Origin of the sequence: Kribbella sp. NBC_01505 (assembly GCF_045040285.1) — a bacterium.
Taxonomy (GTDB): domain Bacteria; phylum Actinomycetota; class Actinomycetes; order Propionibacteriales; family Kribbellaceae; genus Kribbella.
In genome coordinates, this window is sequence record NZ_CP109425.1 from 6,108,556 (window position 1) to 6,135,423 (window position 26,868).

Annotated in this window: 26 protein-coding genes; 11 read left to right on the forward strand and 15 right to left on the reverse strand. The window is 67.8% G+C overall.

Going from position 1 to position 26,868, the window contains the following annotated elements:
* Positions 1 to 8: 8 nt before the first annotated feature.
* On the reverse strand, positions 9 to 3,194 hold the full coding sequence (locus tag OG474_RS28855) for a family 78 glycoside hydrolase catalytic domain (protein ID WP_405056730.1): 3,186 nt from the start codon (positions 3,192 to 3,194) through the stop codon (positions 9 to 11).
* 119 nt (positions 3,195 to 3,313) lie between these two features.
* Here OG474_RS28855 and OG474_RS28860 point away from each other — a divergent pair, with 119 nt between their 5' ends.
* Positions 3,314 to 5,236: a protein-arginine deiminase family protein gene (locus OG474_RS28860; protein ID WP_405056731.1), complete on the forward strand. Its 1,923-nt coding sequence runs from the start codon at positions 3,314 to 3,316 to the stop codon at positions 5,234 to 5,236.
* On the opposite strand, the gene OG474_RS28865 is transcribed toward OG474_RS28860, so the two are convergent.
* On the reverse strand, positions 5,205 to 6,224 hold the full coding sequence (locus tag OG474_RS28865) for a saccharopine dehydrogenase NADP-binding domain-containing protein (protein ID WP_405056732.1): 1,020 nt from the start codon (positions 6,222 to 6,224) through the stop codon (positions 5,205 to 5,207). The genes OG474_RS28860 and OG474_RS28865 overlap by 32 nt on opposite strands.
* Before the next feature lie 70 nt (positions 6,225 to 6,294).
* Between OG474_RS28865 and OG474_RS28870 the strand changes: the two genes are divergently transcribed.
* Positions 6,295 to 7,230, forward strand: a complete 936-nt coding sequence (locus OG474_RS28870) for a GlxA family transcriptional regulator (protein WP_405056733.1) — start codon at positions 6,295 to 6,297, stop codon at positions 7,228 to 7,230.
* Positions 7,231 to 7,840: 610 nt separating this feature from the next.
* On the opposite strand, the gene OG474_RS28875 is transcribed toward OG474_RS28870, so the two are convergent.
* From OG474_RS28875 to OG474_RS28910, 8 genes are all read right to left on the reverse strand, one after another.
* Positions 7,841 to 9,649 carry a sensor histidine kinase gene (locus OG474_RS28875; protein ID WP_405056734.1) on the reverse strand — a complete coding sequence of 603 codons (1,809 nt, stop codon included), beginning with the start codon at positions 9,647 to 9,649 and terminating at the stop codon, positions 7,841 to 7,843.
* A 1-nt stretch (position 9,650) separates the two neighbouring features.
* A complete protein-coding gene (locus OG474_RS28880; protein WP_405056735.1) occupies positions 9,651 to 10,340 on the reverse strand; it encodes a response regulator in 690 nt (229 codons plus the stop codon).
* Between the two features lie 76 nt (positions 10,341 to 10,416).
* On the reverse strand, positions 10,417 to 11,637 hold the full coding sequence (locus tag OG474_RS28885; protein WP_405056736.1) for an ABC transporter permease: 1,221 nt from the start codon (positions 11,635 to 11,637) through the stop codon (positions 10,417 to 10,419).
* The gene (locus OG474_RS28890) at positions 11,634 to 12,299 is read right to left on the reverse strand and encodes an ABC transporter ATP-binding protein (protein WP_405056737.1); all 666 of its coding nucleotides are present in this window, start codon (positions 12,297 to 12,299) and stop codon (positions 11,634 to 11,636) included. The genes OG474_RS28885 and OG474_RS28890 overlap by 4 nt, the downstream gene beginning before the upstream one ends.
* Positions 12,296 to 13,468 carry a peptidoglycan-binding protein gene (locus tag OG474_RS28895; RefSeq protein ID WP_405056738.1) on the reverse strand — a complete coding sequence of 391 codons (1,173 nt, stop codon included), beginning with the start codon at positions 13,466 to 13,468 and terminating at the stop codon, positions 12,296 to 12,298. Before OG474_RS28895 ends, OG474_RS28890 begins: the two co-directional genes overlap by 4 nt.
* Entirely contained in the window at positions 13,465 to 14,070 is a 606-nt protein-coding gene (locus OG474_RS28900; RefSeq protein ID WP_405056739.1) for a hypothetical protein, read from the reverse strand. The genes OG474_RS28895 and OG474_RS28900 overlap by 4 nt, the downstream gene beginning before the upstream one ends.
* 64 nt (positions 14,071 to 14,134) lie before the next feature.
* A complete protein-coding gene (locus OG474_RS28905) occupies positions 14,135 to 14,890 on the reverse strand; it encodes a nucleoside phosphorylase (RefSeq protein ID WP_405056740.1) in 756 nt (251 codons plus the stop codon).
* Positions 14,794 to 15,534 (reverse strand): alpha/beta hydrolase family protein, encoded by a 741-nt coding sequence (locus OG474_RS28910; protein WP_405056741.1) that lies wholly within the window; start codon positions 15,532 to 15,534, stop codon positions 14,794 to 14,796. The genes OG474_RS28905 and OG474_RS28910 overlap by 97 nt, the downstream gene beginning before the upstream one ends.
* Positions 15,535 to 15,943: 409 nt before the next feature.
* On the opposite strand from OG474_RS28910, the gene OG474_RS28915 reads away from it, so the two are divergent.
* A complete protein-coding gene (locus tag OG474_RS28915) occupies positions 15,944 to 16,507 on the forward strand; it encodes a TetR/AcrR family transcriptional regulator (RefSeq protein ID WP_405056742.1) in 564 nt (187 codons plus the stop codon).
* Here the strand turns inward: OG474_RS28915 and OG474_RS28920 are convergent.
* Positions 16,473 to 17,063, reverse strand: a complete 591-nt coding sequence (locus OG474_RS28920) for a TetR/AcrR family transcriptional regulator (protein ID WP_405056743.1) — start codon at positions 17,061 to 17,063, stop codon at positions 16,473 to 16,475. The genes OG474_RS28915 and OG474_RS28920 overlap by 35 nt on opposite strands.
* Before the next feature lie 72 nt (positions 17,064 to 17,135).
* Here OG474_RS28920 and OG474_RS28925 point away from each other — a divergent pair, with 72 nt between their 5' ends.
* The 3 genes from OG474_RS28925 to OG474_RS28935 are packed head-to-tail and all read left to right on the forward strand — an operon-like array spanning position 17,136 to position 19,448.
* On the forward strand, positions 17,136 to 17,729 hold the full coding sequence (locus OG474_RS28925) for a DUF2867 domain-containing protein (protein ID WP_405056744.1): 594 nt from the start codon (positions 17,136 to 17,138) through the stop codon (positions 17,727 to 17,729).
* 44 nt (positions 17,730 to 17,773) lie between these two features.
* Positions 17,774 to 18,373: a helix-turn-helix domain-containing protein gene (locus OG474_RS28930; RefSeq protein ID WP_405056745.1), complete on the forward strand. Its 600-nt coding sequence runs from the start codon at positions 17,774 to 17,776 to the stop codon at positions 18,371 to 18,373.
* A 4-nt stretch (positions 18,374 to 18,377) separates the two neighbouring features.
* Entirely contained in the window at positions 18,378 to 19,448 is a 1,071-nt protein-coding gene (locus OG474_RS28935) for an epoxide hydrolase family protein (protein WP_405056746.1), read from the forward strand.
* On the opposite strand, the gene OG474_RS28940 is transcribed toward OG474_RS28935, so the two are convergent.
* Positions 19,441 to 20,334: a DUF5829 family protein gene (locus OG474_RS28940; protein ID WP_405056747.1), complete on the reverse strand. Its 894-nt coding sequence runs from the start codon at positions 20,332 to 20,334 to the stop codon at positions 19,441 to 19,443. The genes OG474_RS28935 and OG474_RS28940 overlap by 8 nt on opposite strands.
* 57 nt (positions 20,335 to 20,391) lie before the next feature.
* On the opposite strand from OG474_RS28940, the gene OG474_RS28945 reads away from it, so the two are divergent.
* The 5 genes from OG474_RS28945 (at position 20,392) to OG474_RS28965 (ending at position 24,381) form a co-directional block, all read left to right on the forward strand.
* Positions 20,392 to 20,946, forward strand: coding sequence for a DUF998 domain-containing protein (locus OG474_RS28945; protein WP_405056748.1), 555 nt, complete (start codon positions 20,392 to 20,394; stop codon positions 20,944 to 20,946).
* Between the two features lie 127 nt (positions 20,947 to 21,073).
* Positions 21,074 to 22,021 carry an AMP-binding enzyme gene (locus OG474_RS28950; protein ID WP_405056749.1) on the forward strand — a complete coding sequence of 316 codons (948 nt, stop codon included), beginning with the start codon at positions 21,074 to 21,076 and terminating at the stop codon, positions 22,019 to 22,021.
* Positions 22,014 to 23,111 (forward strand): thiolase family protein, encoded by a 1,098-nt coding sequence (locus OG474_RS28955; RefSeq protein WP_405056750.1) that lies wholly within the window; start codon positions 22,014 to 22,016, stop codon positions 23,109 to 23,111. The genes OG474_RS28950 and OG474_RS28955 overlap by 8 nt, the downstream gene beginning before the upstream one ends.
* Positions 23,102 to 23,785 (forward strand): energy-coupling factor ABC transporter ATP-binding protein, encoded by a 684-nt coding sequence (locus tag OG474_RS28960; RefSeq protein ID WP_405056751.1) that lies wholly within the window; start codon positions 23,102 to 23,104, stop codon positions 23,783 to 23,785. Before OG474_RS28955 ends, OG474_RS28960 begins: the two co-directional genes overlap by 10 nt.
* Complete coding sequence (locus OG474_RS28965) at positions 23,782 to 24,381, forward strand: energy-coupling factor transporter transmembrane component T family protein (RefSeq protein WP_405056752.1); 600 nt, start codon at positions 23,782 to 23,784, stop codon at positions 24,379 to 24,381. Before OG474_RS28960 ends, OG474_RS28965 begins: the two co-directional genes overlap by 4 nt.
* Here OG474_RS28965 and OG474_RS28970 read toward each other — a convergent pair.
* From OG474_RS28970 to OG474_RS28980, 3 genes are read right to left on the reverse strand one after another with little or no spacing between them, the layout of a single operon-like run.
* Positions 24,330 to 24,938 carry a biotin transporter BioY gene (locus tag OG474_RS28970; protein WP_405056753.1) on the reverse strand — a complete coding sequence of 203 codons (609 nt, stop codon included), beginning with the start codon at positions 24,936 to 24,938 and terminating at the stop codon, positions 24,330 to 24,332. The two genes, OG474_RS28965 and OG474_RS28970, sit on opposite strands and share 52 nt — an antisense overlap.
* A gap of 34 nt (positions 24,939 to 24,972) precedes the next feature.
* Entirely contained in the window at positions 24,973 to 25,923 is a 951-nt protein-coding gene (locus tag OG474_RS28975; RefSeq protein ID WP_405056754.1) for an alpha/beta fold hydrolase, read from the reverse strand.
* Positions 25,923 to 26,828: an MBL fold metallo-hydrolase gene (locus OG474_RS28980; RefSeq protein ID WP_405056755.1), complete on the reverse strand. Its 906-nt coding sequence runs from the start codon at positions 26,826 to 26,828 to the stop codon at positions 25,923 to 25,925. The genes OG474_RS28975 and OG474_RS28980 overlap by 1 nt, the downstream gene beginning before the upstream one ends.
* Between the last annotated feature and the right edge of the window lie 40 nt (positions 26,829 to 26,868).

Here is a 26,868-nt window from a genome sequence, read left to right on the forward strand (position 1 = left end):
CCGGCCCGTCAGCCGACAGTGAAGGTTGACGGGCCGGGTGCTGCTCGATAGGTGGCAGTGGTCGCGGTCCTGCTCTCGAGTACGGCGTTCGCCGGGGCGGTGACGTGCGCCGTCGGACTCGGGAGTGGGACCACGACCATCGGGGTGCTGTTGAGCGGAGTGGTGATGGTCAGCGTGAGCTTCGAGGTACGGCGCCAGGTGGAACTGATCCGGCCGCGCACGGTGTCGATCGAGGCACTGACGTAGCTGAGCCCTGCTGGCACCTGCGGTGCGATCGTGACCGTCTTGTACGCCGGTGCGGTCACCTGAATGCCGGCCAGCACGGTGTAGAGCGATGTGTTGATGCCGGCGAACATCGCGTGGTCATGGGTGATCATGCCGGCGTCGTACAGCCACTGCTCCCAGCTCGTGGTCGCACCCTTACCGATCTGGAAACCGAAACTCGGGTACGTGCGTTGTCCGAGGATCTGCATCGCCAGATCCAGCCGGTTGATCGCGGCCAGCGCGTCGACGAGGTAGCGGGTACCGAAGATGCCGGTGTCGAGGTGGCCGGCGTTCTTGGTGGTGATGGTGTCGGCGAACTTCGCGCCAACGCCTGCGAGCCGGTCGGCCGGGACGAGGCCGAGGGCCAACGGCAGCACGCTCGTGGTCTGGCGGCCGGAGCTGTAGGTGTTGTCGGCGTTCAGGAAGCGGGTGTTGAACGCTGTCTTGATCGCGGCGGCCAGTTGTTCGTAGCGAGCGCCGTCCGCAGCGAGTTGAAGGGCGCGAGCCGACTTCGCGAGGTCGATCGTCTGTTGGTACCAGAGTGCGGTGTTCACCAGCGAGACCTCGCTGAAGCAGTCCCCGGCGTTCGGGCTGCCCATCCCGCCGTTGGCCTCCGGCCCGTGATCCGGCGGGCACCAGTCACCGAAACCCTGGTCGGCCGGCCAGATGAGCGATGGCTGGTCGGCGGCATTCCGGTCCACGAACGCTTTCATCAGTGGGTACGTCGCCGCCAGGGTGCCGCGATCGCCGTACTGCTCGTAGAGCCTCCAGGCCAGTGAGACCTGCCCACCGGCCATGTCCGGGTACTGCGACTTCACCGCGTCGCTGGGGAGCGCCGTACCGGGTGGCAGGTCGCGGAGGTACTTGGCGTAGAAGCGGTTCATCCCGAACTCGCGGATCGCCGCATCGCGGTAGGCCTGCACGTCCATGGTCGGTGGCGTGCGCTCGTCTCGGACCGGGGTGTCGGTCGGCAGGCTCATCGAGTTGTTGAGGATGCCCCAGCGGTTGTTGCGCCAGATGGTGTTCAGCAGTTCGTCGGACGACTGGAAGGTCCCGGTCGACGTGACGTCGGCGTGGATCGCTCGCCCCTCCAGCGCGTTGCGGTCCGGGCGGCCGGGGAAGCCGGTCACTTCGACGTACCGGAAGCCGTGGTAGGTGAAGCGCGGCTCGTACGCCTCAACCCCCGGCAGGCCTTTGAGTAGGTAAATGTCTGTCGCCATGGCGGAACGGTTCGTCCTCGTGTCGAGCATGCCGTCGGCTCCGACCTCTTCGGCAGTCCGCAGCCGGACCGCCGTACCGGCAGGTCCGTGGACACGTAGGCGGCTCCAGCCGGCGATGTTCTGCCCGAGGTCGTAGACGAACACCCCGGGCTTCGGCTCGGTGAGCTTCACCGGTCGCAGGGTCTGCGCGACCCGGATGGCCGGCATGGTGTTCGCCGCGAGGACCGGGCTGGGGGCGGGCGTGGTCCGGACCGGCTGCCAGTCCGCGGCGTCGAAGCCGGGCCGATCCCAACCAGCCTGCTCGGCGCGCGCGTCGTACGTCTCACCGGCGTAGATGTCGTTGGCAACGATCGGTCCGGTGGACCAGGTCCAGGTGCCATCAGTGTGAATGGATTCCGCGGAGCCGTCGGCGTACGTCACCGTGATCAAGGCGATGGCCTGCTTCGGCCCGGTCCACCGGAAGCCGTACGGGTTGTACCGCGCTCCGTACCCGTTGCCGAGCCAGATCCCGACGGTGTTCGCACCCCGCCGGACGTCGTTCGTGATGTCGTAGGTGTCGTACAGGTTGTGTCGCTCGTACGGCGTACTAACCGGAGTCAGCACGTGGTCGCCGACCTTGGACCCGTTCAGCCGCAGTTCGTAGAAGCCGAGGCCGTAGACGGTTGCCCGCGCGCTGCGGATGCGCTTGCCGAGAGCAAAGTCCTTCCGCAGCATCGGTGCCTCGGGCTCGCGGCTCATCAGCACCGGATCACCGGCGGGTTCGAGTTGACCGGCCACAACCGGGCTCGACGGGAAGTGTGCGTCCGGCGCGACTGAGAAGTCGTCGCTGAGCAGTACCTGCCCGGCCGGGTCGCTGATGACGAGGTTGTCGAAGGTCGCCCGCTCGGCGACCCCGCCGGTCGAGGAGGTTCGGAACCCGATCGTGCCGCGCGCATGGTCGGTCTGCTGCCGCTGGTCCACCTGGACGCCGTCGATCAAGGTGGTGATGAGCGATCCAACAGCCCGGATCGTGAGGTGGTGCTGGTCCAGCGCGTTCGCGGGCGTGACCACCGGCGCGAGGTCGATCTCGGCGAGCGTTCGATACGAACCGGCCACGCGGACGTGCGGTCGCAACATCACCTTGCCGGGGGAGGACGCGGTGTTGAGCTGCCAGAGGTAGTGGTTCGCCGCGTCGGTCGCCCGGAAGACGATGCCGGCGGCAACCGATTTGATCGTGAAGTCGAGATCGAGGGTGAAGTCCGACCAGACCTTCGCATTGCCGGTGTCGGGGGTGACCCATTGCGCGCCCTGCCAGGCGGCGTCGTTCAGCAGACCGGTCTCCCACCAGGCCGTCTGGGCAGCCGTGGTCCTACGGCCGCGCGCATCCCAGATCTGGACAGTCCAGTAGTACCGCGTCGACGACTGCACGGCAGGACCGCCGTACTGGATGCCGATAGCCTCGTCGCTCGCGACCCGCCCGCTGTCCCACACATCGTTCCGGCCGCGTTCGGTGCCGACCAGGATCCGGTACGCCGTTTGCCGCCCGGCGCCGGTGAGTTGCCAGCTGAACGCCGGTGCCGGGTTGTCGATGCCCAGCGGGTTCACCGCGTTGTCGGTCCGGAGCTCGACCGCGGTCAGCGCGCCCGGCGGCGTACCGGCGTTGGCGGTGGATGGGCCGACGACCATCATCGCCGCCAGGCTGACAACGAGCAGGTTCCGGGCGATCCTCATCCCGGAACCGTAGGCGGGTTCGCGCAGGAGCCGTGCAGAATTGACCGGAGTCGGACAGCAGGACGAAGTGTGGACGTGAGGCTGACAATTCCCTGACAACTGGCCGCAAACATGGCTGCATGCTTGCTCGCACACTGTTGCTACTGTCCACCTCCGGTGCGCTGGTGATCGGAGCCCCACTGGCCACGGCCTCCGCCGGTACGGCGTCCCCCACGCTGCGGGTCGAGACGCCGGGCGGCCTGTTCCTGGCCAACCTCGACGACGACGCGGGGCGCTGCCGGACCCCGGCGAAGAAGATCGCCGCCGACGCGGTCGACCGGGAGGCCGCCAACGACGAGGCGTTCTCCAAGCGCCGCAAAGAACTCGGGGAGATGCCGGACCAGGAGGAAGCCCAGCGCCTGTTCGAGGAACTCCAGCGCACGCACCAGAAAGAACAGAACCTGGCAGACCGGGAACTCGCGGCCTGCAACGACGCTGCCGACACCGTGGTGAACGGCAGTAAAGATGCACTCGATCTGGCGCGGATCCAGACGATCCCTCAGCCAACCGTGCCGAAGACGGCGGTTGGTTCGTTGCGGATCTCGCAGCCGGATCGAGTGCATCTGTTCGTCAAACGCGGCGCCTGGGAGGTCGTGACGCCGGAGACCCGGCTGACCGCGGACGAGCTGCGGCGTGGTGCCGAGCTCGGGATCGAGGGTCGCGACATCATCCGCGACACCGCCCAGTGGGACGGCTCGATCGACGTGACGCTGACTGTCGCCGGCGGCGGGTCGAGCACGGTGACGTTGCACGAGGCGCCGGTGCTGACCCAGCTGAACACCCAGAAGCTCGAGCAGGTCATCACCGAGAAGTCCTCGGACGAGGATGCCGAAGGCAAGAAGTGGCGTGCGGACACCGAGGCGGTGATCAAGAAGGCGGGCGTTCCCGGCGGACTGCGGCAGCTCGACCTGAGCGGTGACCAGTGGGCGCAGGACATCTTCGAGCCGGCCTACACCTCCATCCCCGGTCCCGGCGGGAAGCCGCAGGGGATGAAGCTGCTGATCGGGTCGGTGAACGACGACCGGCGGGTCGCCTCGCGGATCATCTTCACCGAGCTTGCAGGCGCTGACATCGGCGGTGTTCACGTCGAGCATGTGCCGGTGCCGTTCGAGAACAGCAGCTACGACTCGATGGGCAACCTCGAGACGATTCCGGCCACCTCGTCGTACCCGAACGGTCGCGTGGTGATCGGTGGGGACGGACTCGTGCACGGGAAGACCGGCCCGGCGCCGGAGATGCTGACGCTGCTCAAGTCGCAGGGACTGCAGGACCCGATCCCGCTCGACACCTCGTGGCTGACGATCGGGCACGTCGACGAGTTCATCCAGTTCGTCCCGGTGCCGGGGAGCCGGCTCGGGTGGAAGGCCGTCGTCGCGGATCCGACCGCCGGGTTGAAGCTTCTCGCCGAGGTGAAGAAGGCTGGGCACGGCGGTGACAGGATGCACGGCAATCTGCCGAAGCTGGAGTGGCCGTACGACGAGCGGATCGACCAGCGGACGACGAACGAGTTCCTCGCCGACGAGCAGTTCGTCGGAACCAACGAGCGGGCGGCCGAGCGCATCCGCGCCAACCTCGACGTACTGCGGGACAAGGCCGGACTGACCGAGGCCGATCTGGTGCGGGTCCCGGCGCTCTACACCGCGCGGTCGCTCGACTGGGGCATGCTCGAAACGTCGATCCGCACCATGCCGGACGGTCCGGCCAAGGACGCGAAGGTCAAGGAACTGAACGCGATGCGGGATGGTGTCGCGGAGGTGCCCGGGACCGTGAACGGCCTGGTGCTGAACGCCGGCCGGTACATCGCGCCGAAGCCGTTCGGTCCTGTGGTGGGCGGCAAGGATGTGTTCGCGGACGCGATCACGAAGGCGTTCCGGAAAGTCGGCTACCAGGTCACATATGTGAACGACTTGACCAGCACGCACGTCTCCGAGGGGGAGATCCACTGCGCGACGAACACCCTGCGGGACAGCCTCACCAACCGTTGGTGGACGAAGCAATCCTGACCGTCAGATAGGGCGCTAGCTCACGCAGGAAGTCGGCCGGGTCGAACATCGATCCGGCCGACGCCACGCCGGTTGCCCTTCCCTCGTCGGCGAGCAGACGCCGTACGGCGCCGACTGCGAGCGGAGCCGTGATCGCGTAGATGTCCTGGCCGTGCGCGGATGCGCGCAGGTCGCCGTCTTTGGTACGGATGAGGACGTCGACCACGAAGGTCTGATCGGATCGGCCGTCGTCGTCGATCGCCTTCGGCGCGGGGGTGTCCGGTCGGGCCAGATCGCCGGCGGCCTCGAGCGTCATGGCGGTGCGCACAATCGGTACGGCGAGGTGGCTGGGGATCGTCACGACGTCGGCCATGGTGAATTCCCTGATCACGCGGCGGGTGCCGAGCGGATCCGGGAACGCCCAGTCCTCCTGGCTCGGCTGATCGTCGTGGTACTGGAGTTCGTGGTCGGCGAAGCGCACCCGGCGACCGTTGCGTCGATCGTGAGAGACCTGACCGGCCGCTCGGGTGCCCGGTGTGGGGTGCCAACTGCTGAGGCCGTAGGCGACGATCACCTCGTCGGCGCTGGTGCGGCCGTCGAGGGCCGCGGTGACGAGCAGGTCGGCGAGGCCGCCGTAGAACGCCATGGCGGGGACGATCGGGATCGTCGCTCCTTGGTGGGCGGCGAACGTGTCGACGTTGGCCTCGATCTCCGCGGCGACATCGACGTACGGGATGCCGGCGCGGACGGCAGCGGCGGTCAGGGCAGGGCCGGTGATGGCGAACGGGCCGGCGGTGTTGATGACCGCGTCCGCGCCGAGCAGGGCGGCGTCGAGCGCCTGGGCGTCGTCCGCGGTGGCCGGGCGGGCCTCGAGGTCGGGCCACTGCGTCTTCAGCGCCTCGGCGTTGCGGCCGGACACGATCGGGGTGAACCGCTGGCGGATCAGCTCCGCCACCACGAAACGACCTGTGTGCCCAGTGGCGCCGTACACGGCGATTGTCTTCGTCATGCGTCGAGTCTGGCGGTAGGTGTCGTTCGGCGGGAGTGTCCCGAACGACACCATGCGTACACTTTCGGACATGCATACCGTTGCGGTCGCGACCGCTGGGCAGCTGCTGCATTTCGAGCTGGGCGTCGCGTACGAGGTCTTCGGCAATCCGCCGGTCGACGTGCCTTCCTGGTACGACGTGCGGCTGTGCGGACCAGGGCCGATCCGGGTCGGACCGTTCATGGTGGAGCCGGATCACGGGCTGGATGCATTGGTCGCCGCGGACACGGTGATCGTGCCTGCGTGCGTGGATGTCGACGTACCGCCGCCTGGGGAACTGGTCGAGGCGGTGCGATCGGCGTACGAGGCTGGGGCGCGGGTGGCGTCGTTGTGTACGGGAGCGTTCGTGCTCGGTGCGGCTGGGCTGCTGGATGGGCGGCGGGCGACGACGCATTGGGCGCATACGGAGCAGTTGAGTCGGGCGTTTCCGGCGGCTGAGGTTGATGCGGACGTGCTCTATACCGACAACGGTCGAGTTCTGACTTCGGCTGGGAAGGCGGCTGCGGTGGATCTGTGTTTGCATCTGGTGCACCTGGATCGCGGTGCGGGCGTGGCGAACGCGGTCGCGCGGCGGCTCGTCGTACCGCCGCATCGTGCCGGTGGGCAGGCCCAGTTCATGTCGAAGCCTGTGCAGCCGGCGGATGAGCATGCGTTGTCGCGGCTGCTGGGATGGGCCGAGGAACGCCTCGACCAGCCGCTGACGGTCACCGACCTGGCCCGCGAAGCCAACACCAGCCCGCGCCACCTGGGCCGACTCTTCCGCTCGGCCACCGGCGAGACACCGCTCCAATGGCTCCTCACCCGGCGCGTCCGCCGGGCCCAAGAGTTGCTAGAAGCAACCAACGAGACGATCGACACCATCGCCACCGCAACCGGCATGGGCACCCCCACGACCCTCCGCCGCCAGTTCAAACGCACCGTAGGCGTCTCCCCGACCACCTACCGCCAAACCTTCCGCACCCCCTGACACTATCCGGTGGATTTTCGTCGCCGAGCACCCCTAAACCACCGGATAGCGCGAGATCCGCACCTCTGCCACAGAGCGTCAGCCCCAGGCAATGGGATCGCGATCGCCGGGGTCGCCATCTGCTCTGCTCGCTGTGCGTTTCAGTCGGCCGCCGTTGGCGGTCGGGCGTGGTGCAGGCAGAAAGAACTTGGCTGGGGGCGTGGGTTTGTGGTTGCTCAGCGCTTCCGGCCGATCTGAAAGACAGCTTGGTTGGGCGCCGCGGGGGTGGGGGTGGGTGGCGAGGTCGCGATCGCGATTCCGTCGCCTGAGCTTCCGGGTTTTGGTCGCGGTGCGGAAAGAGGGCGCCTTGCTGTGACCACTCTTCTGCCGGGTGTACCTAAGAACAGGTAGTACTGGGGGTGCTGTGGGATCGCGCAGCGTGGGGGCGTCGGCGGGAGACGCGTCAGGGGGACTACTACCTGTCCGTCGGTACGCCGAAGAGCGGGGGACGTGGTTGAGCTTGCTTGCGGGCGCTCCGACCTCAGCCGAAGCACGTCAACCTCAGCTGGCGGGGCTTCGGGGTCGTAACGTCCGACGATCCGGAGGGTGGGGTGTGCGGGTCTTTCGGACGTTAGGGGGATTGGGGGAGGCGGAGGGTGAAGGTGGAGCCTTGGTCGAGGGTGCTGGTCACGGAGGTGGTGCCTTGGTGGGCTTCGATGAGGCTGCGGACTATGGGGAGGCCCAGGCCGCTGCCGCCGGTGTGGCGGTTGCGGGACTGTTCGGCGCGCCAGAAGCGGTCGAAGACCTTGGGGAGGTCTTCGGGGGCGATGCCGGCGCCGGTGTCGATGACGTTGATGACTACGTCGGTGGCGTCCAGGTGGGCTTCGATGCGGACGGTGCCGCCGGCGGGGGTGAAGCGGAGGGCGTTGGCGACGAGGTTGCCGATGGCTTGGCGGAGGCGGACCGGGTCGGCGTCCAGTTCGATATCGCCTTCGGTCGCCGAGGACAACGTGATTTCGGCGTGCTCGGCCTGGCTCTGGTACGTCGCGACCACCTGTTCGAGGAGTAGTCCGAGGTAGACGCGTTCGGGGTGGATGCGGAGGTTCCCGGCGTCGGCGGTGGCGAGGTCGCGGAGGTCGTCGATGATGTGTTGGAGGAGGGCGGCCTCTTCGCTGAGGGACGCGATGAACGCCTCGTCCGGCTGGGCGACGCCGTCCTCGACGGCTTCGAGCCAGCCGCGGATGTTGCTCAGGGGGGTCCGCAGTTCGTGGGCGATGTCGCTGACCATTGCCCTGCGCAACGACTCGGTCTTGGCGCGGCTGTCGGCCAGTTCGTTGAAGGCGAGGGACAGCTGGCCGATCTCGTCCCGGCCGCGGACCTTGACCCGGATGTCCTCGTCACCACCGGTCATCTGCCGCGATGCCTTGGTCAGTGCGCGCAGCGGCTGGACGAGCCGGATCCCGCCGATCACCGCGATCAGCACGGTGACCCCGAGGATCGCGGCGGCGACTCCGGCGATCCGCTTCTGATTGGCCGCCGACAGGTCGAACCCGGCCGAGGCCGCGCTGCTCTCGGTGCTGATGAACAGCAGGGCGAGCGGAGCGACGTACGGCGTGAGCATGGCGCGGCGTGCGGTCAGCAGACAGCTGTCGACCGCGTCGGGGGCGGGGCGCGGCGGTGCGGCGGCCGGGACGGTGACCCGCGGTTGCTTCACGTTGATCAGTTGGCCGCTGGGGATGGTCCAGCTGAGGTCGGCCTGGAGCTTGATCGCTGCGACTGGACCGCGGGTGCTCAGGCAGGCGTTGACGTCCTTCTGCAATCGCGCGTACGCCGGGAGTTGTGCCGGCTGGATCTCGTTCAACAGATCGGCCTGGCACCGGTCGAGGAAGAACTGCCCGACGCCCTCGATCTGGGGCCGTCCGGTCGGCAGGACGACGATCCTTCCTTGTCCGGTCTGTTCTTGGACGCACTTGAGGACGCGCTTGGCGAGGCCGTTGTAGAAGACCTTCTGCTTCGAGGACAGCGCGAACGGACCGACCACCCGGGGATCGATCTGATCGTCGTCACCGGGCGCTGCCTCGGCGGCCAGATCGCTGTCGACCTTCAGCGGGTAGACGGCCGCCGACGCGGTTCGGTTCGGTGGCACCGGCTTACCGGCGATTTGGTGGTGCATGCGGTCGGTGAGGCTGATCTGCCGCTTGGTCTCGATGCTGAGTTTCGTCAGCACCTGGTCGACCCCCGACCAATTCCGGTGCGTGGCGGCGTACTCGAGCAGGGTGTTGTAGATCTTCGCGTCGTTGGCGAGCGCTTGGCCTTGTTGCTCCTGGATCGCGACCGTCGTGCTGCGGGCCGCGAGCCAGGCGGTCGCCGCGATCGAGCAGAGCGCGATCAGGACGGCGCCGGCCAGCAGCCGGACCAGGACGCTTCGCCGCGCGGCCATGTCAGCCGTCGGTCAGCTTGTAGCCGACCCCGTAGACGGTCAGCAGCCGGACGGGCCGGCGCGGGTCCGGTTCGATCTTCTTCCGCAGGTTCAGCACGTGGGTGTCGATCGTCCGGGTGGTGATGTACTGGTCGATCCCGTGCATGTTCTCCAGCAGCTGGGCCCGGGTGAACACCCGGTGCGGCCGTGCGGCCATCGTCGCGATCAGGCGGAACTCGCCCGGCGTACAGGAGATTTGGGTGCCGTCGGCAAACAGTTCGTGGCGCTCGAGGTCGACCGCGACCTCGCCGACCCGCAGCAGCGTGCTGGGCTCGGCGGCCACTGGAACCCTGGTACGGCGAAGCAGCGTGCGGACCCGGGCGGCCAGCTCCCGCGGGCTGAACGGCTTCGTCATGTAGTCGTCGGCACCGAGATCGAGGCCGAGCAGCATGTCGTCCTCCTCGGTCCGCGCGGTCAGCATCAGCACCGGGAGATCGGACTCGCGCCGCAGGATCCGGCACACGTCCAACCCGTCGACACCGGGCAGCATCACGTCGAGCACGAGCAGATCGGGTTGCCGCCGCCGTACCTCCTCGAGCGCGGAGCGGCCGTCGTTCACGACGATCACGGTGTGGTTCTCCCGCTCGAGGTAGCGCCGCACCAATTCGGCCTGCTTCTCGTCGTCCTCGGCCAGCACGACCTGCGCACACATGTCTTCGACTATAGGTCGCTCCGACCTCACGACGGGTGATGCTGCCCGCACCAGGACACCTTCCTGACAATTCGGCCTAGTCGGATGCCAGCGCTTCCGTTGGCGTGAGCAACGATGCGCGGACGGCGGGATAGACCCCGGCCAGTACGCCGACGGAGATGGACGCGGCCAATCCGGTCAGCAGGGCCGACGCCGGGATGACCACTGGCCAGTCCTGGGAACCGGCGTACCCGATGACACCGATCACGCCGAGTACGGCGCCCATCAGGCCACCGACCGCGCACAGTACGACGGACTCGGTCAGGAACTGGCCACGGATCTGCCGGCGGTTGGCGCCGAGCGCACGGCGCAGCCCGATCTCGCGGCGGCGTTCGAGGACAGAGATGACCATCGTGTTCGCGACCCCGATGCCACCGACGAGCAGTGCGACGCCTGCTAGTCCGAGAAACAAGGTTGAGAAAGCGTTCTGCGTGATGCGTTTCGCCGCGAGTGCCTCCGACGGCCGGCTGATCTGCACCAGGCCGGGTTGTTCCGGGCTGAGTGTGCGGCCGAGTACGGCGCGGACGTCCTCGACCGCGGTATCGGTCGACCGGACATAGACCACGGACGGCCGACCATCGAAGCCGAGCGTGGTTTTGGCGGCATCCCAACCGATTAGTACCGACTGCTCAATATCCGGTGCCAGTGGCGAGTTGGCGAGTACGCCGATCACCGTGAACCAGGTGTCGTTGAGCAGGATCCGCGGCAGCGGCTGGCCGGCCGGCAGGCTCGTGATCCCCAACCAGGTGGCGGCTTTCGAGCCGAGCACGACGGTGGGGAACTTGTCGGTCGCGGGGGAGAGGAACTTCCCGGAGTACATCTTGGCGCTGAGCAGGTCGAGGAGGTTCGGTGTCCCGGCCAGCACCGTGATCCCGCTGCTGTTGGTGGTCGCGTCGATCTTGTCCGAACGCCGTACGCTCACGTGAACGTTGGCCACCCCGCTGACGTCCTTCACCGGGCCGATCCGTTCCGCCATGCCGACCGCCTCGACCGGCAATCCAGCTGGGGCACCAGTCTTGTCCGTCGCATCCGGTACGGCGGCCGCCCGGAGCAGGTCCGGTCCGAGCGTGGACAACTCGTCGAGCACTGCCTGTTGGCTGGAGGCGGGAATCCCGGTCACCACGATCATCGTGGCGATCCCGATCGAGATGCCGAGCGCGGACAGCGCCGCCCGCAACGGTCTGGTGCGAACCCTGGTGAGGCCCAGGAGCAGAAGGTCGGAGAACGCCAGTCGGACCGGCTGGGTGAGCTTGCTCATGCGGTCACCAGTTGGCCGTCGCGCATCTCCAGTTGGCGGGGGAGTTGGGCGGCGATATCCCGGTCGTGCGTGATCACGGCGATCGTCGTACCGGCTGCGTGGAGTGCTGTCAGCAGGTTGAGGACGGCTAGACCGTTGGCGGTATCGAGGGCACCGGTCGGCTCGTCGGCCAGGACGACCGAGGGGTTGTTGACCAGGGCTCGTGCGATGGCGACCCGTTGGCGTTCGCCGCCGGAGAGCTGGTGCGGGTGGTGGCCGGCTCGATGGGAGAGACCGACTTTGGCGAGTGCTTCCAACGCCAACGGCTTCCGGGCGCGGCGCGGCGTACCGGCGTACAGGAGGCCGGTGGCCACGTTCTCGGTGGCGGTGTGGCCGTCGGAGAGGTGGAACTGCTGGAAGACGAACCCGATCGAGCGTCCGCGGAGTGCGGACAGTTCACGATCGGAGAGGCTTGCGACATCGTGGCCGCTGATCGCGACCGTGCCCGCCGTCGGCCGATCGAGCGTGCCCATCAGGTTGAGCAGTGTCGACTTGCCGGAGCCGGAGGGGCCGACGATCGCGACGAGTTCGCCCTGCTCGATGCTCAGCGAGACGTCGTCCAGCGCCCGGACGCCGCCGGGGTACTCCTTCACCGCGTGGGTGAGCTCGACGACCGCGGTCACGAGGTGGTCACCACCTTGAGGCCGGCCTCCAGGCCGGTCCCGGTGATCTCGACGTTGCCGTCGGCAAACATTCCGGTCTGCACGCCGACCAGCGAGGTCGTCGTACCGTTCACCACCTGGACGGCGTACCCGCCTTCGCGCAGAGCAAGCAGCGCAGCCACCGGTACGACGAGGACGTCCTTCCGCGTGGGACCCGGGACAGTGACCTGGACGGGGCCGGCGTCGACACCCTTGCTCGCGGACTGCTGGTCGAGCGTGATCGTGGCGATCAGCTGCGGCTTCTTGTTGCCGTCGGACGGTTTGTCGCCGTCGGCCGGCGGCGTGGCATCGGTGCTGACAGTGCGGATCGTGCCGGCGGCGTTCTTGCCGTTCGGTAGCGCGAGCTTCACCTTGACGCCGGCCTTGATGCCGTCGGCGGCATCCGCGTCGAAGGGCAGCGTGACGACCTTGTCGGTCGCGGTCACGCCGAGGAGGTCGGCCGCGGCCGGGTCGCCGAGGGCGGCCTTGAGGGCATCGATCCGGACAGCGCCCGGAAGGACCACGACCGAGGCCGGGTCGATCACGCCGGTCGGCTCCTGGTCGAGAGACTTCTGCCAGTCTTTGATCGCCTTGGTGGTGGCGGAGGTGAGCTTGTCGGTCGTTGTCTTCGGCAAGAATCCGAGGGCGGTCAGGTTCTCCTTGACGACGCGGATGTCCGGGCCTTCGAGTGGTTTGTCGTTGGCAGGCGGCGTGCTCGGCGGCGGGCCAGCAGGCGGGGTGGCTGGTGGGCTGGCTGGCGGTGCGGGCGGACTTGCAGGTGTCTTGCCGACGGTGCGGAAGAGCGGGGTAGATCCGAAGAACAGCGTCACCGGCTTGTTGTCCACCCGGAACAGCACCTCCCCGCGATCCACCACCGTGTTTGCCTTTGGCAACCACGTGATCGTGCCGGTGGAGTGACTCTTGACGGTCGAACTCCCGCCGTACCCGAGTTGACCGCCGACCTCCTTGGCCTGGGACAGGTCGGTCCGGGTGATCTCCACCGTCTGGGCCGGATCGGGTCCGTCGGCCGCGACCGCCTTCTCCGGACGATCGAGGTACCGGAACCCGGCCAGACCGCCGCCGGCCACCACAGCCAGCGCAACTACGGCCAATACCGGAAGGCGCAGGACCACACGTCGCCGCGAGCTCACTTGCCGGCCACCTCGCGCTGGCACTCCGGCATCAGGTCCATACCTTTGGTGATGGACTGCATGTCGTTGTTCTTCCCGCCGAGCGACGGGCCGACGATGCCGGACGACGTGTCGGTGGACAGCTCGACGTACTTGACGCCCTTGTCCTTCAGGCACTGCACGACCTTGCGGCCGAAGTCCAGCGCGTCGGGGTTGTTGGCGTCGATCTCCCAAGCAGGCAACGGAAGTTTCGGTTCGCAGACCTTGCCGGCCTCCTTGGCCTTCTTCGGGTCCGTGGTCGGCCCGTCGCCCAACACGCCCGCCTGCTTGCGCTCCGCGAGGGCGTCGATCCCATTGTCCTTCAGGCATTGCAGGTACGGCGCGTACTGCCGCTTGCGATCCGCCTCCGTCATGTCGATCCGCTCCCGCGGGCGACCCGCATCCGGGTCCTTCGGCTTCGCCTTCGTCGTCGTGCTCTTCCCCGGCGTCGGCGTCTCCAAGCTGGCGATATCCGGTCCCTTACCGGTCTGTGCCTGCGTGTCCGCCTTCGAGCCCGCACACCCGGTCGCCAGCACCACCACCAGCACCATCGGTGCCCACCGCAACAGTCTCCTGGTCGTCATATCCCCCACGATGCCGACCGAATGTCAGGAACTTGTCGTCCCCCGGTGCTGATCCTGTCCTGGGTCAGGCATCCGCCGGTACGGCGACCGCGGCGTCGAGGGCGATCTCGAACAGGGAGGTGCGGAGGTCGGCTGCCCGGGTCCAGTCGCGACTGTCCCATTCGTCGCCGGTCAAGGTGTCGCCGGCGTAGAGGAGTTGACCGACCCGGACGCCGCGGTACTGCCCGACGGCGAAGAAGGCGGCGGCCTCCATCTCCACGGTGAGACAGCCTTCCGCGACGCGCCGTTCCATCCGGCTCCGGGTCTCGCGGAAGATCGCGTCGGTGGTCCACGTCGTACCGCGCACGAAGGGCACCTCGGCCGCCGCCAGGCTCGCCTCAATGGCCGCATTCACCTGCGGATCGGCGTCGATGTACCGGCCGGGCTCCAGATAGTGGTACGACGTTCCCTCGTCGCGCACCGCGCGATCCGCGATCACGGCGTGGCCGAGGGTCAGCTCCGGCAGCAGGGAGCCGGCGCCACCGACGGCGACGAAGTCCCGGCAGCCCATCACGATGGCTTCCTCCAGGGCGGCGACGGCCGCCGGCGCCCCGAGGCCGGGGAAGAAGCAGGCAACCCGCTCGCCCTTCCACAACACGTCGTACAGCGGTCGTTTGTCGTGCGTGTGCAGCAGGGCGTGGATCCGTCCGCCGGCCTTCTCCAGGACCTCCGGGAAGAAGCACATCACCGCGCGCCGGGGTGCGTCGTTCGGCTTCGACAGATCTCCCGCCTCGAGAATCCCGCGCTGCGCCAGATCGTTCTCCACCAACGGAATATCCATGCCGGCAGCCTCTCATGGGCGGATCGGCTAGCTGGTCGGCTTGGAGTCGACGGCGGCGAGGGTGGCCAGTTCCCGTGCGGTTTCTTGCCAGGCGGCGTCGGCGGGGTGGAAGTGGGGGTGGAGGTAGGCGGCGGTGAGGCGGGCGATGGCCGTGACTCGTTCGGGGTTCTCGTCGGTGGTTTCGGCGGCGTCGTAGCCCTGGATGCCGCCGAGGAGGTGTTCGGCGCCGAAGACGGTGAGGAGGGTTTTGGGGGCGGGGCCAGGAGGTAGGGATCGGCGTGCCAGTCGGGGCCGAGGTCGGTGAAGTGCTGGGAGTCGTCCTTGTCGCCGATGACCACCAGGGCCGGTGTGGTCATGGTGCTGAAGTCGATGGTGCGGGCGAAGTCGATGGCGTCGGCCATCGGGCCGTTCAGCACGTCGCCACGGCCGGGGGCGGCGAAGACGATGCCCTGCTTGATCCGCGGCTCGAGCAGGTCGGCGATTTCTCCGGTCTCCGGATCGGTGATCCGGGCGCCGAGCAGTTGCGTCGCGGTGAAGCCGCCGAGGGAGTGGCCGGCGACAGCGACGTGCTCGCGGTTCACCCGGCCGGCGAGCTGCGGCACGGCGTTCTCGATGAGGTCGAACTGGTCGAGGATCTGCGACATGTCCCTCGGCGCGAGACCGCCAGAAGTACGGCGCTCCCGGAGCGTCGGCGACCTGTGTGGTGAGGGTCCGCGAGCTGAGGTGAGTCGGCTGTACGACGACGAAGCCGCGTGCTGCCCATTCGTTGGCGATCGGGGCGTAGCCGTTCAGGGAGGACAGGTTGTTCGCGTGGCCGTGGCCGTGCGACAGCAGGATGACCGGGAGATCGGTGCCGGTGGCCGGTGCGGTGACGCGGACCTGCAGGTCGACCGGCCGCCCGGGCACAGTGAGGATCACGGGGCTGTACGAGATGACGGGGTTCATGACACTCCACTACAGTAGTAAGCGGGACGTTGTTCCACTTACGATACGGAACAGTGTGCCGCTTATCAAGTGGGACGTCGTTCCGGTTTCTGGAAGAAGGAGTTTTGGATGGTGGAGGCGGGTCGCAAGCGGTCCGATGCGCTGCGGAACGAGCAGAAGTTGCTGGCCGCGGCCGCTGAGGTGTTCGTGCAGTCCGGCGTCGATGCGCCGATCCGGGAGATCGCGGTGCGGGCCGGTGTCGGGACCGGCACGATCTACCGCAACTTCCCGACCCGGGCGGATCTGATCGTGGCTGTCTATCGCCGCCAGGTCGAGGACTGCGCGGAGGTCGGTCCGCGCCTGTTGGCCGAGCTGGACTCGCCGCTCGAGGCCTTGCGGCAGTGGATGGACCTCTTCGTCGACTTCTTGGTCACCAAGCACGGTCTCGCCGGGGCGATGCAGTCGGACAACAGCGGTTTCGAGGCCCTGCACGGCTACTTCCTCGAGCGTCTGCTGCCGGTCTGCACCGATCTGCTTGCTGCCGCGGCGAAGGCCGGTGAGGTCGATACCGACGTACAGGCTTATGAGCTGATGCGGGGAGTCGGCAACCTTTGTATCGGCCGCGGTGGTGACACCGCCTACGACCCGCGTCGGCTGGTCAAGCTCCTGCTGGATGGTCTCCAGGCGCACTGAGCAGGAACTCCCCGGCCAGGCGGACCGTCTCCATGCGAGTGCGGCCGGGGTGGTCGAAGGCGATGAAATGCCGGCCGATGGCCAGGGTGAACGCGAGGATGCTGCGCGCCTCGACTTCGTCCGGGTCGGTGATGAACGAGCCGAACATCTCGCGCAGGAAGTCCATCCGCTCGGTGTCGATCCGGCGGAGGCGTTCCGCGACGGCGTCGTCGTGGCGGGCCCAGGCTCGGACGGCCAGATCGATCCGGTGGATCTCCTCGGAGAAGGTCAGTTGGCCGGCGCGCCGGATCCGCGTCGTGGCGTCGCCGCCGGCGGCCTCGACGAGGGTGAGGACCTCCTGGGTGCAGCGGCGTTCCCACTCGTCGAGCATCTCGTTGAGCAGGGCGGGCCGACCGTCGAAGTACCCGTAGAAGCCGCCCTTCGTCACGCCGAGGTCGGCGGCCAGCGCCTCTACCCGGACGGCGTCGGGTCCGCCGTTGGCCAAGGCGGCCAGGCCGGCTTCGATCCAGCGGGCTCGGGGGGTCCGGGCGACGGCGGGAATCGGGTCCTCCTCCATTGCTGATGCGGAAGTTGTACGTTAGCGTACAGATCAAGTTGTACGGCACCGTACAAATGAGAGGGGTGGATCGTGGCACGACTCGACGCGACCGCGTATACCGAGCCGGATTGGCGGGTTCACGAGCTGGCGAAGGACTTCACGCTGGAGGACGTGTGGTCGTTCCGTACGCCGGGCGCCGGGCCGGACGACTTCCCGGTCATGCTCGCGGCGATGCGGGCGGCCGGCGGGATCGACAACCAGCCCTGGTTGGCGAAGTTCCTGTTCGCCTTCCGCTGGAAGCTGGGCGCGCTGTTCGATTGGGACAAGCCGGTTCTCGGGAGCCGGGTCAGGTCACTGCGTGATCGCCTGCCGGTCGATCTTCCGGCGGCCTCGGCCGGACTGAACGACGATCGACTGCCACTGGAGCCCGTCTACGAGTTGGAACGGGAGGCAGTCGGCGAGATTGCGAACAAGACCGTGCACGCCCTCATGCATCTGGGGTGGATGCAGGGGGATGGGGGCGATTTCGAACTGCGAATGGCTGTGCTCGTCAAGCCCAACGGATCGTTCGGCCGGGCGTACATGGCCGCGATCGCGCCGTTCCGCTACCTGGTCATCTATCCGGCGCTCACTCGTCGCTGGGAGCAGGCCTGGCTCGATCGGGAGAAGTTGCTGGCCGGGTAGAATCCTGGCTTGCAAAGAAAGCTTTGCAAAGATAGCTTTGCATCATGGAGTTCACCGCGGGCCGGGCACCGGCCTTGGGTACGGCGGCCTTGCGGGCGCTGGCCCATCCGCTGCGGGTGCGGATCCTCGACGAGCTGTCGATGTACGGCCCGCTGACCGCCAGCGGGTTGGGGGAGCGGCTCGGGGAGTCGAGTGGATCCACCAGCTACCACCTTCGGCAGTTGGAGAAGCACGGACTGGTTGCCGAGGACACCGAGCGCGGGACTGCGCGCGAGCGGTGGTGGATGCGGCCGTCGGGGTCGATCACGTTGCCGGACGCGCATCAGCAGCCGGAAGGCAGCGCTGAGCGGTTGGCGACCGAGCTGATCGATCAGGAGTGGATGCGGCGCCGGGACGATTCCGTTCGGGAGTTCCGCGAGCGTGGTGCGGACGTCTTCGGCAGCGAGTGGCTTGACGTCGCGTCGTTCGACACGGTGAATGCCCGGCTCACTGCTGAAGAGTTGCGCGAGCTTGTCGCCGAGATCGATGCCGTGATCGGCCGTCGGATCGAAGCCCAGCGGACGAATCCATCTGTGGGTGCACGTCCGGTGCAGTTGCAGCTCAACGCGTTCCCGTTGGTGCGCGGCGAAGCCGACAAGGAGTAAGACGATGGACCCGTTCACGATCGCCGTACCCGATGCGGAGCTCGACGAGCTCCGTTCGAGACTGCGGCGGACCCGATTCGCCGTACCGACGGACAAGGACTGGGGAGCCGGCACCGATCCGGAGTACCTGCGCTCGCTCGTGTCGTACTGGGCCGACGAGTTCGACTGGCGGGCCGCCGAGGCGCGGCTGAACGGCTACCCGCAGTACGTCGTCGATGGCGTCCACTTCGTGCACATTCGGCGCGACCCGACGCGGCCGCCGGTCCTGTTGACCCACGGCTGGCCGAGCACCTTCGCCGAGCTGCTGCCGCTGGCCGACCTGCTCGACGTCGACGTGGTCATCCCGTCGCTACCTGGCTTCCTCTGGTCCACGCCGATCGACGGACCGACGTCGAAGGCGGCGATCGCCGAGCGGTTCCATCACCTGATGACGCAGACCCTCGGCTACGAGCGCTACTTCGCGTTCGGCGGTGACATCGGCGGATCGGTCTGCGCCTGGCTCGCGACCATGTACCCGGACCAGATCGCCGGCATCCACGTCGTCCACGGCCCCTTCCCGGACGACTGGTCCGAGCCGATCACCGAGGCCGAGCAGGTGTGGCTCGACTCGGACGACGAGCGCGGTGACGAAGACGGCGGGTACGGCGCCATCATCGGAACCCGGCCGGACACCGTGGCCGCCGCGCTGCTGGATTCGCCGTCGGGACTGGCCGCGTTCATCCTCGACAAGCTGCACGCGTGGAGTGACAACCATGGCGATCTGGAGTCCCGGTTCAGCCGCGACGACCTCTGCACGATCGTCACGCTCTACTGGGTGACAGCCTCGATCGGTACGTCGTTCCGCCCGTACTTCGACGGTTCGCACAACGGCGACCGGCCGACCATCGCCGTACCGGTCGCGGTGACGCAGAGCCAGGAGTGGAACATGCCGCTGTTCCCGCGGTCGATCGCGGAGCGCGCGGCAAGCGACATCCGGCGGTATCTGGCGCCGGACTGCGGCGGGCACTTCATGGCGTTCGAGGAGCCCAAGCTGGTGGCCGGGGAGCTCACCGCGTTCATGCGCGACCTCAGCTGAAGTTCCACTCCGCACGGGGGCCGGGGCCGACGGTCAGGGTGGAGGTGCCGATGTGTTCGATGTGGCGCGGGGTGGGGTGGTTGAGGCGGAACTGGAGTTGTTTGAGGCCGGCTTGGGGGCGCTCTGCTCGGTCCAGGCGGACGGTGGTGAAGTCGCTCTGGGCGATGATGCCGGTCGGGGTGGTGCGGATCTTGAAGCCGCCGGCGCGGAGGAGCGGGACGGTCTGGTCCAGGTCTCGAGAGGTGACAGCGAAGGTGATGCCGGTGATGTCGCGCATCAGGTGGTCGCGGTAGGCGTCCGGGAGGTAGCGCTCGCGGCTGAGGTCGCCTTCGTACTGGGCGGGCTCGGTCTTGCTGCGCGGGTCGTCGAGGTACGAGGGCTCGTACTCCATCGCCCAGCCTCCGAAGGCGTCGTACTCCGTTGCGGCGAAGACCGCGTCGAACCACGGGATCGGCGGGGTGCCGTCGCCGAAGTCGCGGGTCTGCTGGTATTCGAAGGGGTCGATCCCGGCCCGGCGCAGGCGCTCGACGATCTTCGGGTAGCCGCCCTGGCGGTCGGTCGAGATCGCCAGTGCCGCGGAACCCTTCTCGGCGTCCTGGCCGGGGAGGTCGCCGACCGCGAAGAGTTCGACGTACGTCTCGCGGCCCTTCAGATAGCGGCCCTTCCAGGTCTGTCCACCGCCGGTGGTGGTCCGGACCTCGAAGTTCGCGAACTCGCGCAGGTACGCCGAGTTCTCGATCGCGTCCGCGGTCGGCTTGTCGAGGACGCCGTACGCGTGGTTGTAAAAGGCGGTCACGGCGCCTCCGGCCTGGGCTGTCGGTGCCGTCAGTACCGCGACGGTCGTGGCGAGGGCGATGAGCAGGGGCAGAGGACGGAAGCTGCGCATGAGCAACGGTAAGCGCCGTGTCATCAAAATTTCAGGCCATGGCAGGAAGATGCGCCTATGAGTACCGCGTTGGCTGTCGTTGCCGCCATCCTGTTCCTGGTCCGCCTCGGTCTGTTCGTCGCTCTGCACGTGATGCGCAGCGACTACAACCCGATCGAGCATGCCGTCAGTGACTACGCTGTCGGCCCGACCCGCCGCCTGTCGACCATCTCCACCTGGGTGACCGCCGCTGCCTGGGCGGCCCTCGCCGGTGCCGTCGACGGATCAGCCACCATCTGGCTGCTGGTCCTGGCCGCCATCTTCGTCGTACTGCCCTTCCTCCCGACTGACATCGAGGGCCAGCAGCAGACAGCGATCGGCCGGATCCACTACGTGGCCGCCATCGCCTGGTTCGCGATCAGCTTCAGCCTGACCAGCCACTTCACCGACGAGTTCGACCTGACCGTGCTGGTCGTCCTGCGCTGGATCGCCCTGGTCTCGCTGGCCGCCCTCGTCATCGCCCTGCTCGTCCGCCCGCTCCGCCGGCGCTTCTTCGGCATCTCCGAGCGGGTCTTCCTGGTCGCGATCAACCTCTTCTACCTGGTCGTCCCGATCGCGATCCTGACCCGGTGACCTGCGCAAGGACAGGTGGTATTCGCTGATTCGCGGCGGCCGAGGCTCGGCCCAGGCGTGCGGCGGCGTATACGTAGACGACTACCTCCTGTCCTTCGGGGGCTGCAGCGGGAACTAGAGTCGGAGCGTGAAGCTTGCGGTTTCGGCGGTGCGGCCGTTGGAGACGGCTGACCCGGTGCGCGCGGTATTGGAGGCGCGGGAGCGGGGGCTGCCGATCGCGTTGGGTACGTCGGGGACGACGGATCGGCCGCGGTTCATCGTGCGGGAGCCGGAGTCGTGGTGGGCCTCGTTCGCCGCGTATTCGGAGCTGACGGGCGTTGGGTCCGGCGCATCAGTCTGGATTCCGGGGCCGCTGAGCGCCACGATGAACCTGTTCGCGGCGGTCCACGCGGCCGCGGTCGGCGCCCGCATCACGACCGAGCCCGACGAAGCGACGCACGCCTGTATGACGCCCGCCCAGCTCGAGCGGCTCGGCGGCGACCTGAAGCCTGACGTGCTGGTCTGCGTGGCCGGTGCGCGCCTGGAGCAACGGTCAGCGGCCGCGAATGTCGTGCACTACTACGGAGCGGCCGAACTGTCTTTTGTGGCTGCGGGCAACCATGGCGACGACCTCCAACCGTTCGACGGCGTCGAGGTCGACCTGCGCGACGGCGAGATCTGGGTGCGCTCGCCTTATGTCTGCCTCGGGTACGACGCCGCGGCCGGCCCGCTCCGAACGGACCCCGACGGCTGGGCGACCGTCGGCGACCGCGGACGTTGGTCCGGTACGACGTTGCGCGTGCTCGGGCGGCCGGGAGCCATCACGACGGCGGGAGCGACCGTGGTGCTGGCGGAGGTGGAGGCGCGGCTGGCGAGTGTCGCCCGCGGACCGGTGGTTGTCTTCGGAGTACCGCATGACGTGCTCGGCGAAGTGCTGGCGGCCGCAGTGGTTGACCCGGCCGATCTCGCGACCCTGCGCGAGTTCGCGCGCGACCACCTGCCGTCGTCACATCGGCCGCGCCACTGGCAGGTCGTCGACGAGTTGCCGCTCATGGCCGGCGGCAAGGTCGACCGAGCGAGGCTGGCGCGTGGCTGACCTGTTCATCACTCACGCCCTCCGGACACCGATCGGTACTGCGGGCAAGGCCTTCCGCGACGTCACCGCCGCCGACCTGGGCGCCGCCGTACTGGCTGAGCTTGCCCGCAGGCTCCCGGCCGACGCGATCGAGGATGTTGTCCTCGGCAACTGCATGGGCCCCGGCGGCAACGTCGCCCGCACGGCTGCGCTGACGGCTGGGATCCCCGATCGCATCCCGGCGCTCACGGTCGATCGCCAATGCGCAAGCGGCCTCGCCGCTATCCAGATCGCCGCAGCCGGAGTCGATCAGGGGACCGTGCTCGCGGGCGGACTGGAGAGTGCGTCGACTGCGCCATGGCGGTTCTGGCCGCCGGTGGGCGAGGCGGAGCCGGTGCGTTATGAGCGGGCGCCGTTTGCCCCGGCCGGTCGGGATCCCGAGATGGGCGCCGCCGCCGACCTCCTCGCCGACGTCTATGGAATTGCCCGCGATCGACAGGACGAGTACGCCGCACGTTCGCATGAACGGGCTGCGGCTGCCCAGCTCGCCGGTGCGTTCGATGAAGAGATCGTGCCGGTGCACGGCCGGTCGACCGACGAACGGATCCGGAGTGGGCTCACCGTGCAGCGGCTGGCGAAACTGCCGCCCGTATTCCGGCCGGACGGAACCGTGACGGCAGGAAACTCGTGTGGCATCAACGACGGGGCAGCGGTCGTCGCGCTGTCGCGAACCGGACCCGGGCTGCGGGTCCTGGCCGCCGCGTCGGCCGGGGTCGATCCGACCTTGCCCGGTCTCGGACTGTTGCCCGCCGTACAACGGGTGCTTAAGGCAACTGGTTTGAGTGTCAGCCAGATCGACGTGTGGGAGTTCAATGAGGCGTTCGCCGGGCAGGTGCTGGCGTGCTGCGACGTCCTCGGGCTACCCGACGAACGCGTCTGCCGGCAGGGCGGTGCACTGGCGCTCGGGCATCCATGGGGCGCGAGCGGCGCCGTACTGGCGGTGCGGTTGTTCAGCCAGCTGGTCACCCAAGACGGCGGTCGGTACGGCGTGGCCGCGATCGCGGCGGGTGGCGGTCAGGGTACGGCGATTCTGGTCGAAGCATGCCGCTGATCGAGTTCGCCGAGGTGACGCACGCCTTCGGAGACGGACCCGCCGTCCTCAAGGACGTAACGGTCTCGCTCCAGCAACGGCGGATCGGCATCGTCGGCGGGAACGGTTCGGGCAAGTCGACGTTCGTGCGGATGATCAACGGACTGGTGATTCCGGAGGCCGGAACCGTGCGGGTGGACGGGGACAGTACGGCGAACCAGGCCCGCCGGATCCGCCGCAAGGTAGGCTTCTGCTTCACGAATCCGGACTCGCAGATCGTGATGCCGACTGTCGCTGAAGATGTTGCCTTCGGCCTCCGTCGACTGCGTCTCGCCAAGTCCGAGATGCAGCAGCGCGTCGACAGCATCCTCACCACCTACGGGCTGACCCAGCTCGCGGATCGTCCCGCGCACACGTTGTCCGGTGGGCAGAAGCAGCTGCTCGCTCTGGCTTCCGTCGTGGTCACCGAGCCCGAGGTCCTGGTGCTCGACGAGCCGACCACACTGCTTGACCTGAGCAACGAACGCCGGATCCGGCACGAGATCGAGCAGCTCGATCTGCAGGTGATCCTCGTGACCCATCACCTGCATCTTCTGGACGGTTTCGACCGAGTGCTCGTCTTCGATGACGGCCGGCTCGTCTGCGACGACAAGCCCGATCGCGCCCGCGCGGCGTACCGGAGTCTGGCGTCATGAGCGACCTGATGATCTACACCCCCGGTACGTCGATCATCCACCGCGTGCCCGCTGGTGCGAAGGTGCTCGCCCTGGCCGTGGTCTCGATCGCGACCGTAGTCGTCAACAACCCCTGGCTGACCGCCGGTGCACTGTTGCTGGCAGCAACCATCACAGTTATCGCCCGCATCCCACGCAAGTTGCTCATCAAACAGTGGAAGGCCTATCTGCTGATCGTCGTCCTGCTCGGCGGCTACCAGTGGTTGACCGACGGGCCGGCGACCGCCTTCCACGTAGCAGGCAGTCTCGCCGCGCTCCTCATCCTCGCGGGCGCGATCAGCAGCACGACCAGAACAACCGAGCTGCTGGATCTGGTCGTCCGATGTGCCAAACCGCTCAAGCGGATGGTCGATCCGGAGCGCCTCGGCATCACGCTTGCCCTAGGCATCCGCTCGGTCGCAGTCGTTTACGACCTGGCCCGCGACGTCCGCGCCGCTCAACTCGCGCGTGGACTCGGCTTCAGCCTCCGAGCGTTCGCCGTACCGCTCGTGGTCCGTTCACTCCGTCAGGCCGACGGACTGGCCGAGGCCTTGATCGCGCGCGGCTTCGACGACTGACGCCGCGGCAGCAGATCCGGTACGGCGCGGTGCACCGCATCGGCCACGACCGTCGCGATGACCGCCTTCACGCTGTCACCGATCAGGAAGAACGCGCTCCCGGTGATCGCCGTACCGAGGTCGAGGTGCGCGCGCCAGGCGGTGACCGGGATGCCGATGCAGTACAGGACCACGATGCCGCCGAAGACGATGCTCGGCAGCCCCAGCCACATCCGGTACGGCGCTCCGAACCGGTAGATGAGACTGCCGATCACGAACGCGGCGACCGGGAACCCGACCACGTACCCGGCGCTCGCTCCGGTGAAGACCGCGAGGCCGCCCCGGCCGCCGGACAGCAGCGGCAGACCGAGCGCGACCAGGCCGAGGAAGAGCAGCATCGACAACCCGCCCCGGCGGCCGCCGAGGATGGCGCCGGTGATCATCACGCCCAGTGTCTGCACGGTGACCGGCACCGGGAACCCGAACGGTGACACGGCGGGCACCAGGCCCATGGCGCCGACCAGACCCGCGAAGGTCGCGACCAACGCCAGGTCCCGGGTGCGCCCATCTGAACTCATGCCGTCATTGTGCCTGCTCTACCCCCATCAAGGGTTAGTTGGCGAGGAAGGTGAGGAGTCGGGTGGTCATCTCTTGGGGCTTTTCCTCCCAGAGCCAGTGGCCCGAGTCCTGTACGACGCCGCCGGTGACGTTGGTGGCGTATTCGCGGACCTGGTTGAGGACGAAGGGACCCCAGCTGTACTGAGCACCCAGGGCCAGGACCGGCATCGTCAGTTTGGTTCGGCCGTTGACCTGGTTGTCGGCAACGTCCTGGTTGAAGGCGCGGAACCATTCGAAGCTCGCCTGCAGGTGACCGGGGCGCTGGAAGAAGCGTCCGTAGACGGCTGCGTCGGCGGGCGTCACGCCGTCCTTGTTGTACTCGAGCATGTCGGTGAAGCCGTCGATCCACTCGGTTTCGCGACCCTTGATCGTCCGCTCAGGCAGGCCGTTGCGGACGTTGAAGAAACCGAGATTCCACGAGCCCGGGCCTTGCGGGGTGAGCGAGGGGGACTCGTAGAGCTTCTGGTCCGGGATCGGGGCTTCGGTGAGGACGAGTTTGGTGACGTCCTTCGGATACCGGGCGGCGTACGCGTAGGAAACCATCGTTCCGATGTCATGGCCGACCAGCCGGATGTCGTGGTCCCGTCCGAGTTTCACCAGCAGGCCATGGATATCGCCCGCCATCGTCATCTTGTCGTAGCCCCCGGTCGGCGCATCGCTTCCGCCGGCGCCGCGGAGGTCCGGCGCGATCACGTGATAGTGCTTCGCCAACTCCGGCAGCACTTTGTGCCACTCGTACCAACTCTGCGGATACCCGTGCAGCAAGACCAGCGTCGGCCCGCGACCACCCTCGACGAAGTTGAGCCCGACCTTACCGACCTGGATCTTGTGCTCACGAAAGCCTGCCGGTGGTCGCGGCGAACTCTGCACAGCGGACGCGGGCCCGCTGACCAGCGCACCGGCAACCGCCACCACCGCGAGCGCGACAGCCAAGAACCTCTTCATCAGTAGTCCCAGACGGTCGGCACGAAACGGAACGCGTTGCCTGCGACCGCGACATGGCAGACCGAGGGGAACGGCAGGTGAGTGGCGATCAGTTGGTCGCCGCTGGCAGCCAGGTCCTGCAGCAGGCGGATCCGGACCCGGGCCGACTCCTCGGGATCGTGCTCGAATCCGTTGTACCAACCGGGATTCTCGAACCCGGGCTGGAAGACCGCGTCGCCCGCGAACGTCAGCCGCTCACCACCCGACTCCAGCCGCACGATGCTGTGGCCGGGAGTGTGACCGCCGGTCCGACGGATGACGACGCCTGGAGCCACCTCGTACTCCGTCTCGAACGCTCGCAACTGGCCGCGGTACAGATCGAGGAACCGCGAGGCCGTCGTCCGAAGTACCTCAGGGATCGGTTCCGGCATGACGACCCGCGAGAAGTCCGGCGCCTCCCAGAACTCGGCCTCGGCGGACGCCAGATGGACCCGGAGGTCTGAGCGCAGCCGCCCACGCAACCCGTCGACGAGCAGGCCGCCGATGTGGTCCATGTGCAGGTGGGTGAGCACCACGTCGGTCACGGATCCAGGGTCGATGCCTGCGGCATCAAGCCGGATGGCCAACTGTCCGGCGCGCGGAAACCCCGGGAACTCTGAGCCCAGCCCGGAATCGATGAGGATGGTCCGGTCGCCACTGCGCACCACGGCCACGTTCAACGGCCAGTCGAGAATCTCCGGCGGCAGGAACATCTCACCGAGCCAGGTCGCCAGCTCCGCGGGGCTGGCGTTCGTGGCCATCGTGGTGGCGGTGATCGGCAGCACGCCGTCGCTGATCACCAGCACATCGATGTCGCCGACCTTGAGCGCGTAGCGCGACGGAACCAGATCCGGCGTGTCAAGGCGTGTTGTGTTGTCCCAGTTCAAGGTCTTCTCCTCTTGAGGGCGCGAAGCGAACCGTCCGGTT

What these genes read in the sequence shown, in the direction of transcription:
- OG474_RS28880 (WP_405056735.1), bottom strand. Translation starts at nt 10,340, where the DNA reads ATGTGTGCGCAGGTCGTGCTGGCCGAGGACGACGAGAAGCAGGCCGAA.
- OG474_RS28960 (WP_405056751.1), top strand. Translation starts at nt 23,102, where the DNA reads ATGCCGCTGATCGAGTTCGCCGAGGTGACGCACGCCTTCGGAGACGGA.
- OG474_RS28975 (WP_405056754.1), bottom strand. Translation starts at nt 25,923, where the DNA reads ATGAAGAGGTTCTTGGCTGTCGCGCTCGCGGTGGTGGCGGTTGCCGGT.
- OG474_RS28920 (WP_405056743.1), bottom strand. Translation starts at nt 17,063, where the DNA reads ATGGAGGAGGACCCGATTCCCGCCGTCGCCCGGACCCCCCGAGCCCGC.
- OG474_RS28870 (WP_405056733.1), top strand. Translation starts at nt 6,295, where the DNA reads ATGCATACCGTTGCGGTCGCGACCGCTGGGCAGCTGCTGCATTTCGAG.
- OG474_RS28930 (WP_405056745.1), top strand. Translation starts at nt 17,774, where the DNA reads ATGGAGTTCACCGCGGGCCGGGCACCGGCCTTGGGTACGGCGGCCTTG.
- OG474_RS28905 (WP_405056740.1), bottom strand. Translation starts at nt 14,890, where the DNA reads ATGGATATTCCGTTGGTGGAGAACGATCTGGCGCAGCGCGGGATTCTC.
- OG474_RS28865 (WP_405056732.1), bottom strand. Translation starts at nt 6,224, where the DNA reads ATGACGAAGACAATCGCCGTGTACGGCGCCACTGGGCACACAGGTCGT.
- OG474_RS28860 (WP_405056731.1), top strand. Translation starts at nt 3,314, where the DNA reads ATGCTTGCTCGCACACTGTTGCTACTGTCCACCTCCGGTGCGCTGGTG.
- OG474_RS28910 (WP_405056741.1), bottom strand. Translation starts at nt 15,534, where the DNA reads ATGTCGCAGATCCTCGACCAGTTCGACCTCATCGAGAACGCCGTGCCG.
- OG474_RS28885 (WP_405056736.1), bottom strand. Translation starts at nt 11,637, where the DNA reads ATGAGCAAGCTCACCCAGCCGGTCCGACTGGCGTTCTCCGACCTTCTG.
- OG474_RS28855 (WP_405056730.1), bottom strand. Translation starts at nt 3,194, where the DNA reads ATGAGGATCGCCCGGAACCTGCTCGTTGTCAGCCTGGCGGCGATGATG.
- OG474_RS28940 (WP_405056747.1), bottom strand. Translation starts at nt 20,334, where the DNA reads ATGCGCAGCTTCCGTCCTCTGCCCCTGCTCATCGCCCTCGCCACGACC.
- OG474_RS28970 (WP_405056753.1), bottom strand. Translation starts at nt 24,938, where the DNA reads ATGAGTTCAGATGGGCGCACCCGGGACCTGGCGTTGGTCGCGACCTTC.
- OG474_RS28935 (WP_405056746.1), top strand. Translation starts at nt 18,378, where the DNA reads ATGGACCCGTTCACGATCGCCGTACCCGATGCGGAGCTCGACGAGCTC.
- OG474_RS28965 (WP_405056752.1), top strand. Translation starts at nt 23,782, where the DNA reads ATGAGCGACCTGATGATCTACACCCCCGGTACGTCGATCATCCACCGC.
- OG474_RS28915 (WP_405056742.1), top strand. Translation starts at nt 15,944, where the DNA reads ATGGTGGAGGCGGGTCGCAAGCGGTCCGATGCGCTGCGGAACGAGCAG.
- OG474_RS28875 (WP_405056734.1), bottom strand. Translation starts at nt 9,649, where the DNA reads ATGGCCGCGCGGCGAAGCGTCCTGGTCCGGCTGCTGGCCGGCGCCGTC.
- OG474_RS28900 (WP_405056739.1), bottom strand. Translation starts at nt 14,070, where the DNA reads ATGACGACCAGGAGACTGTTGCGGTGGGCACCGATGGTGCTGGTGGTG.
- OG474_RS28945 (WP_405056748.1), top strand. Translation starts at nt 20,392, where the DNA reads ATGAGTACCGCGTTGGCTGTCGTTGCCGCCATCCTGTTCCTGGTCCGC.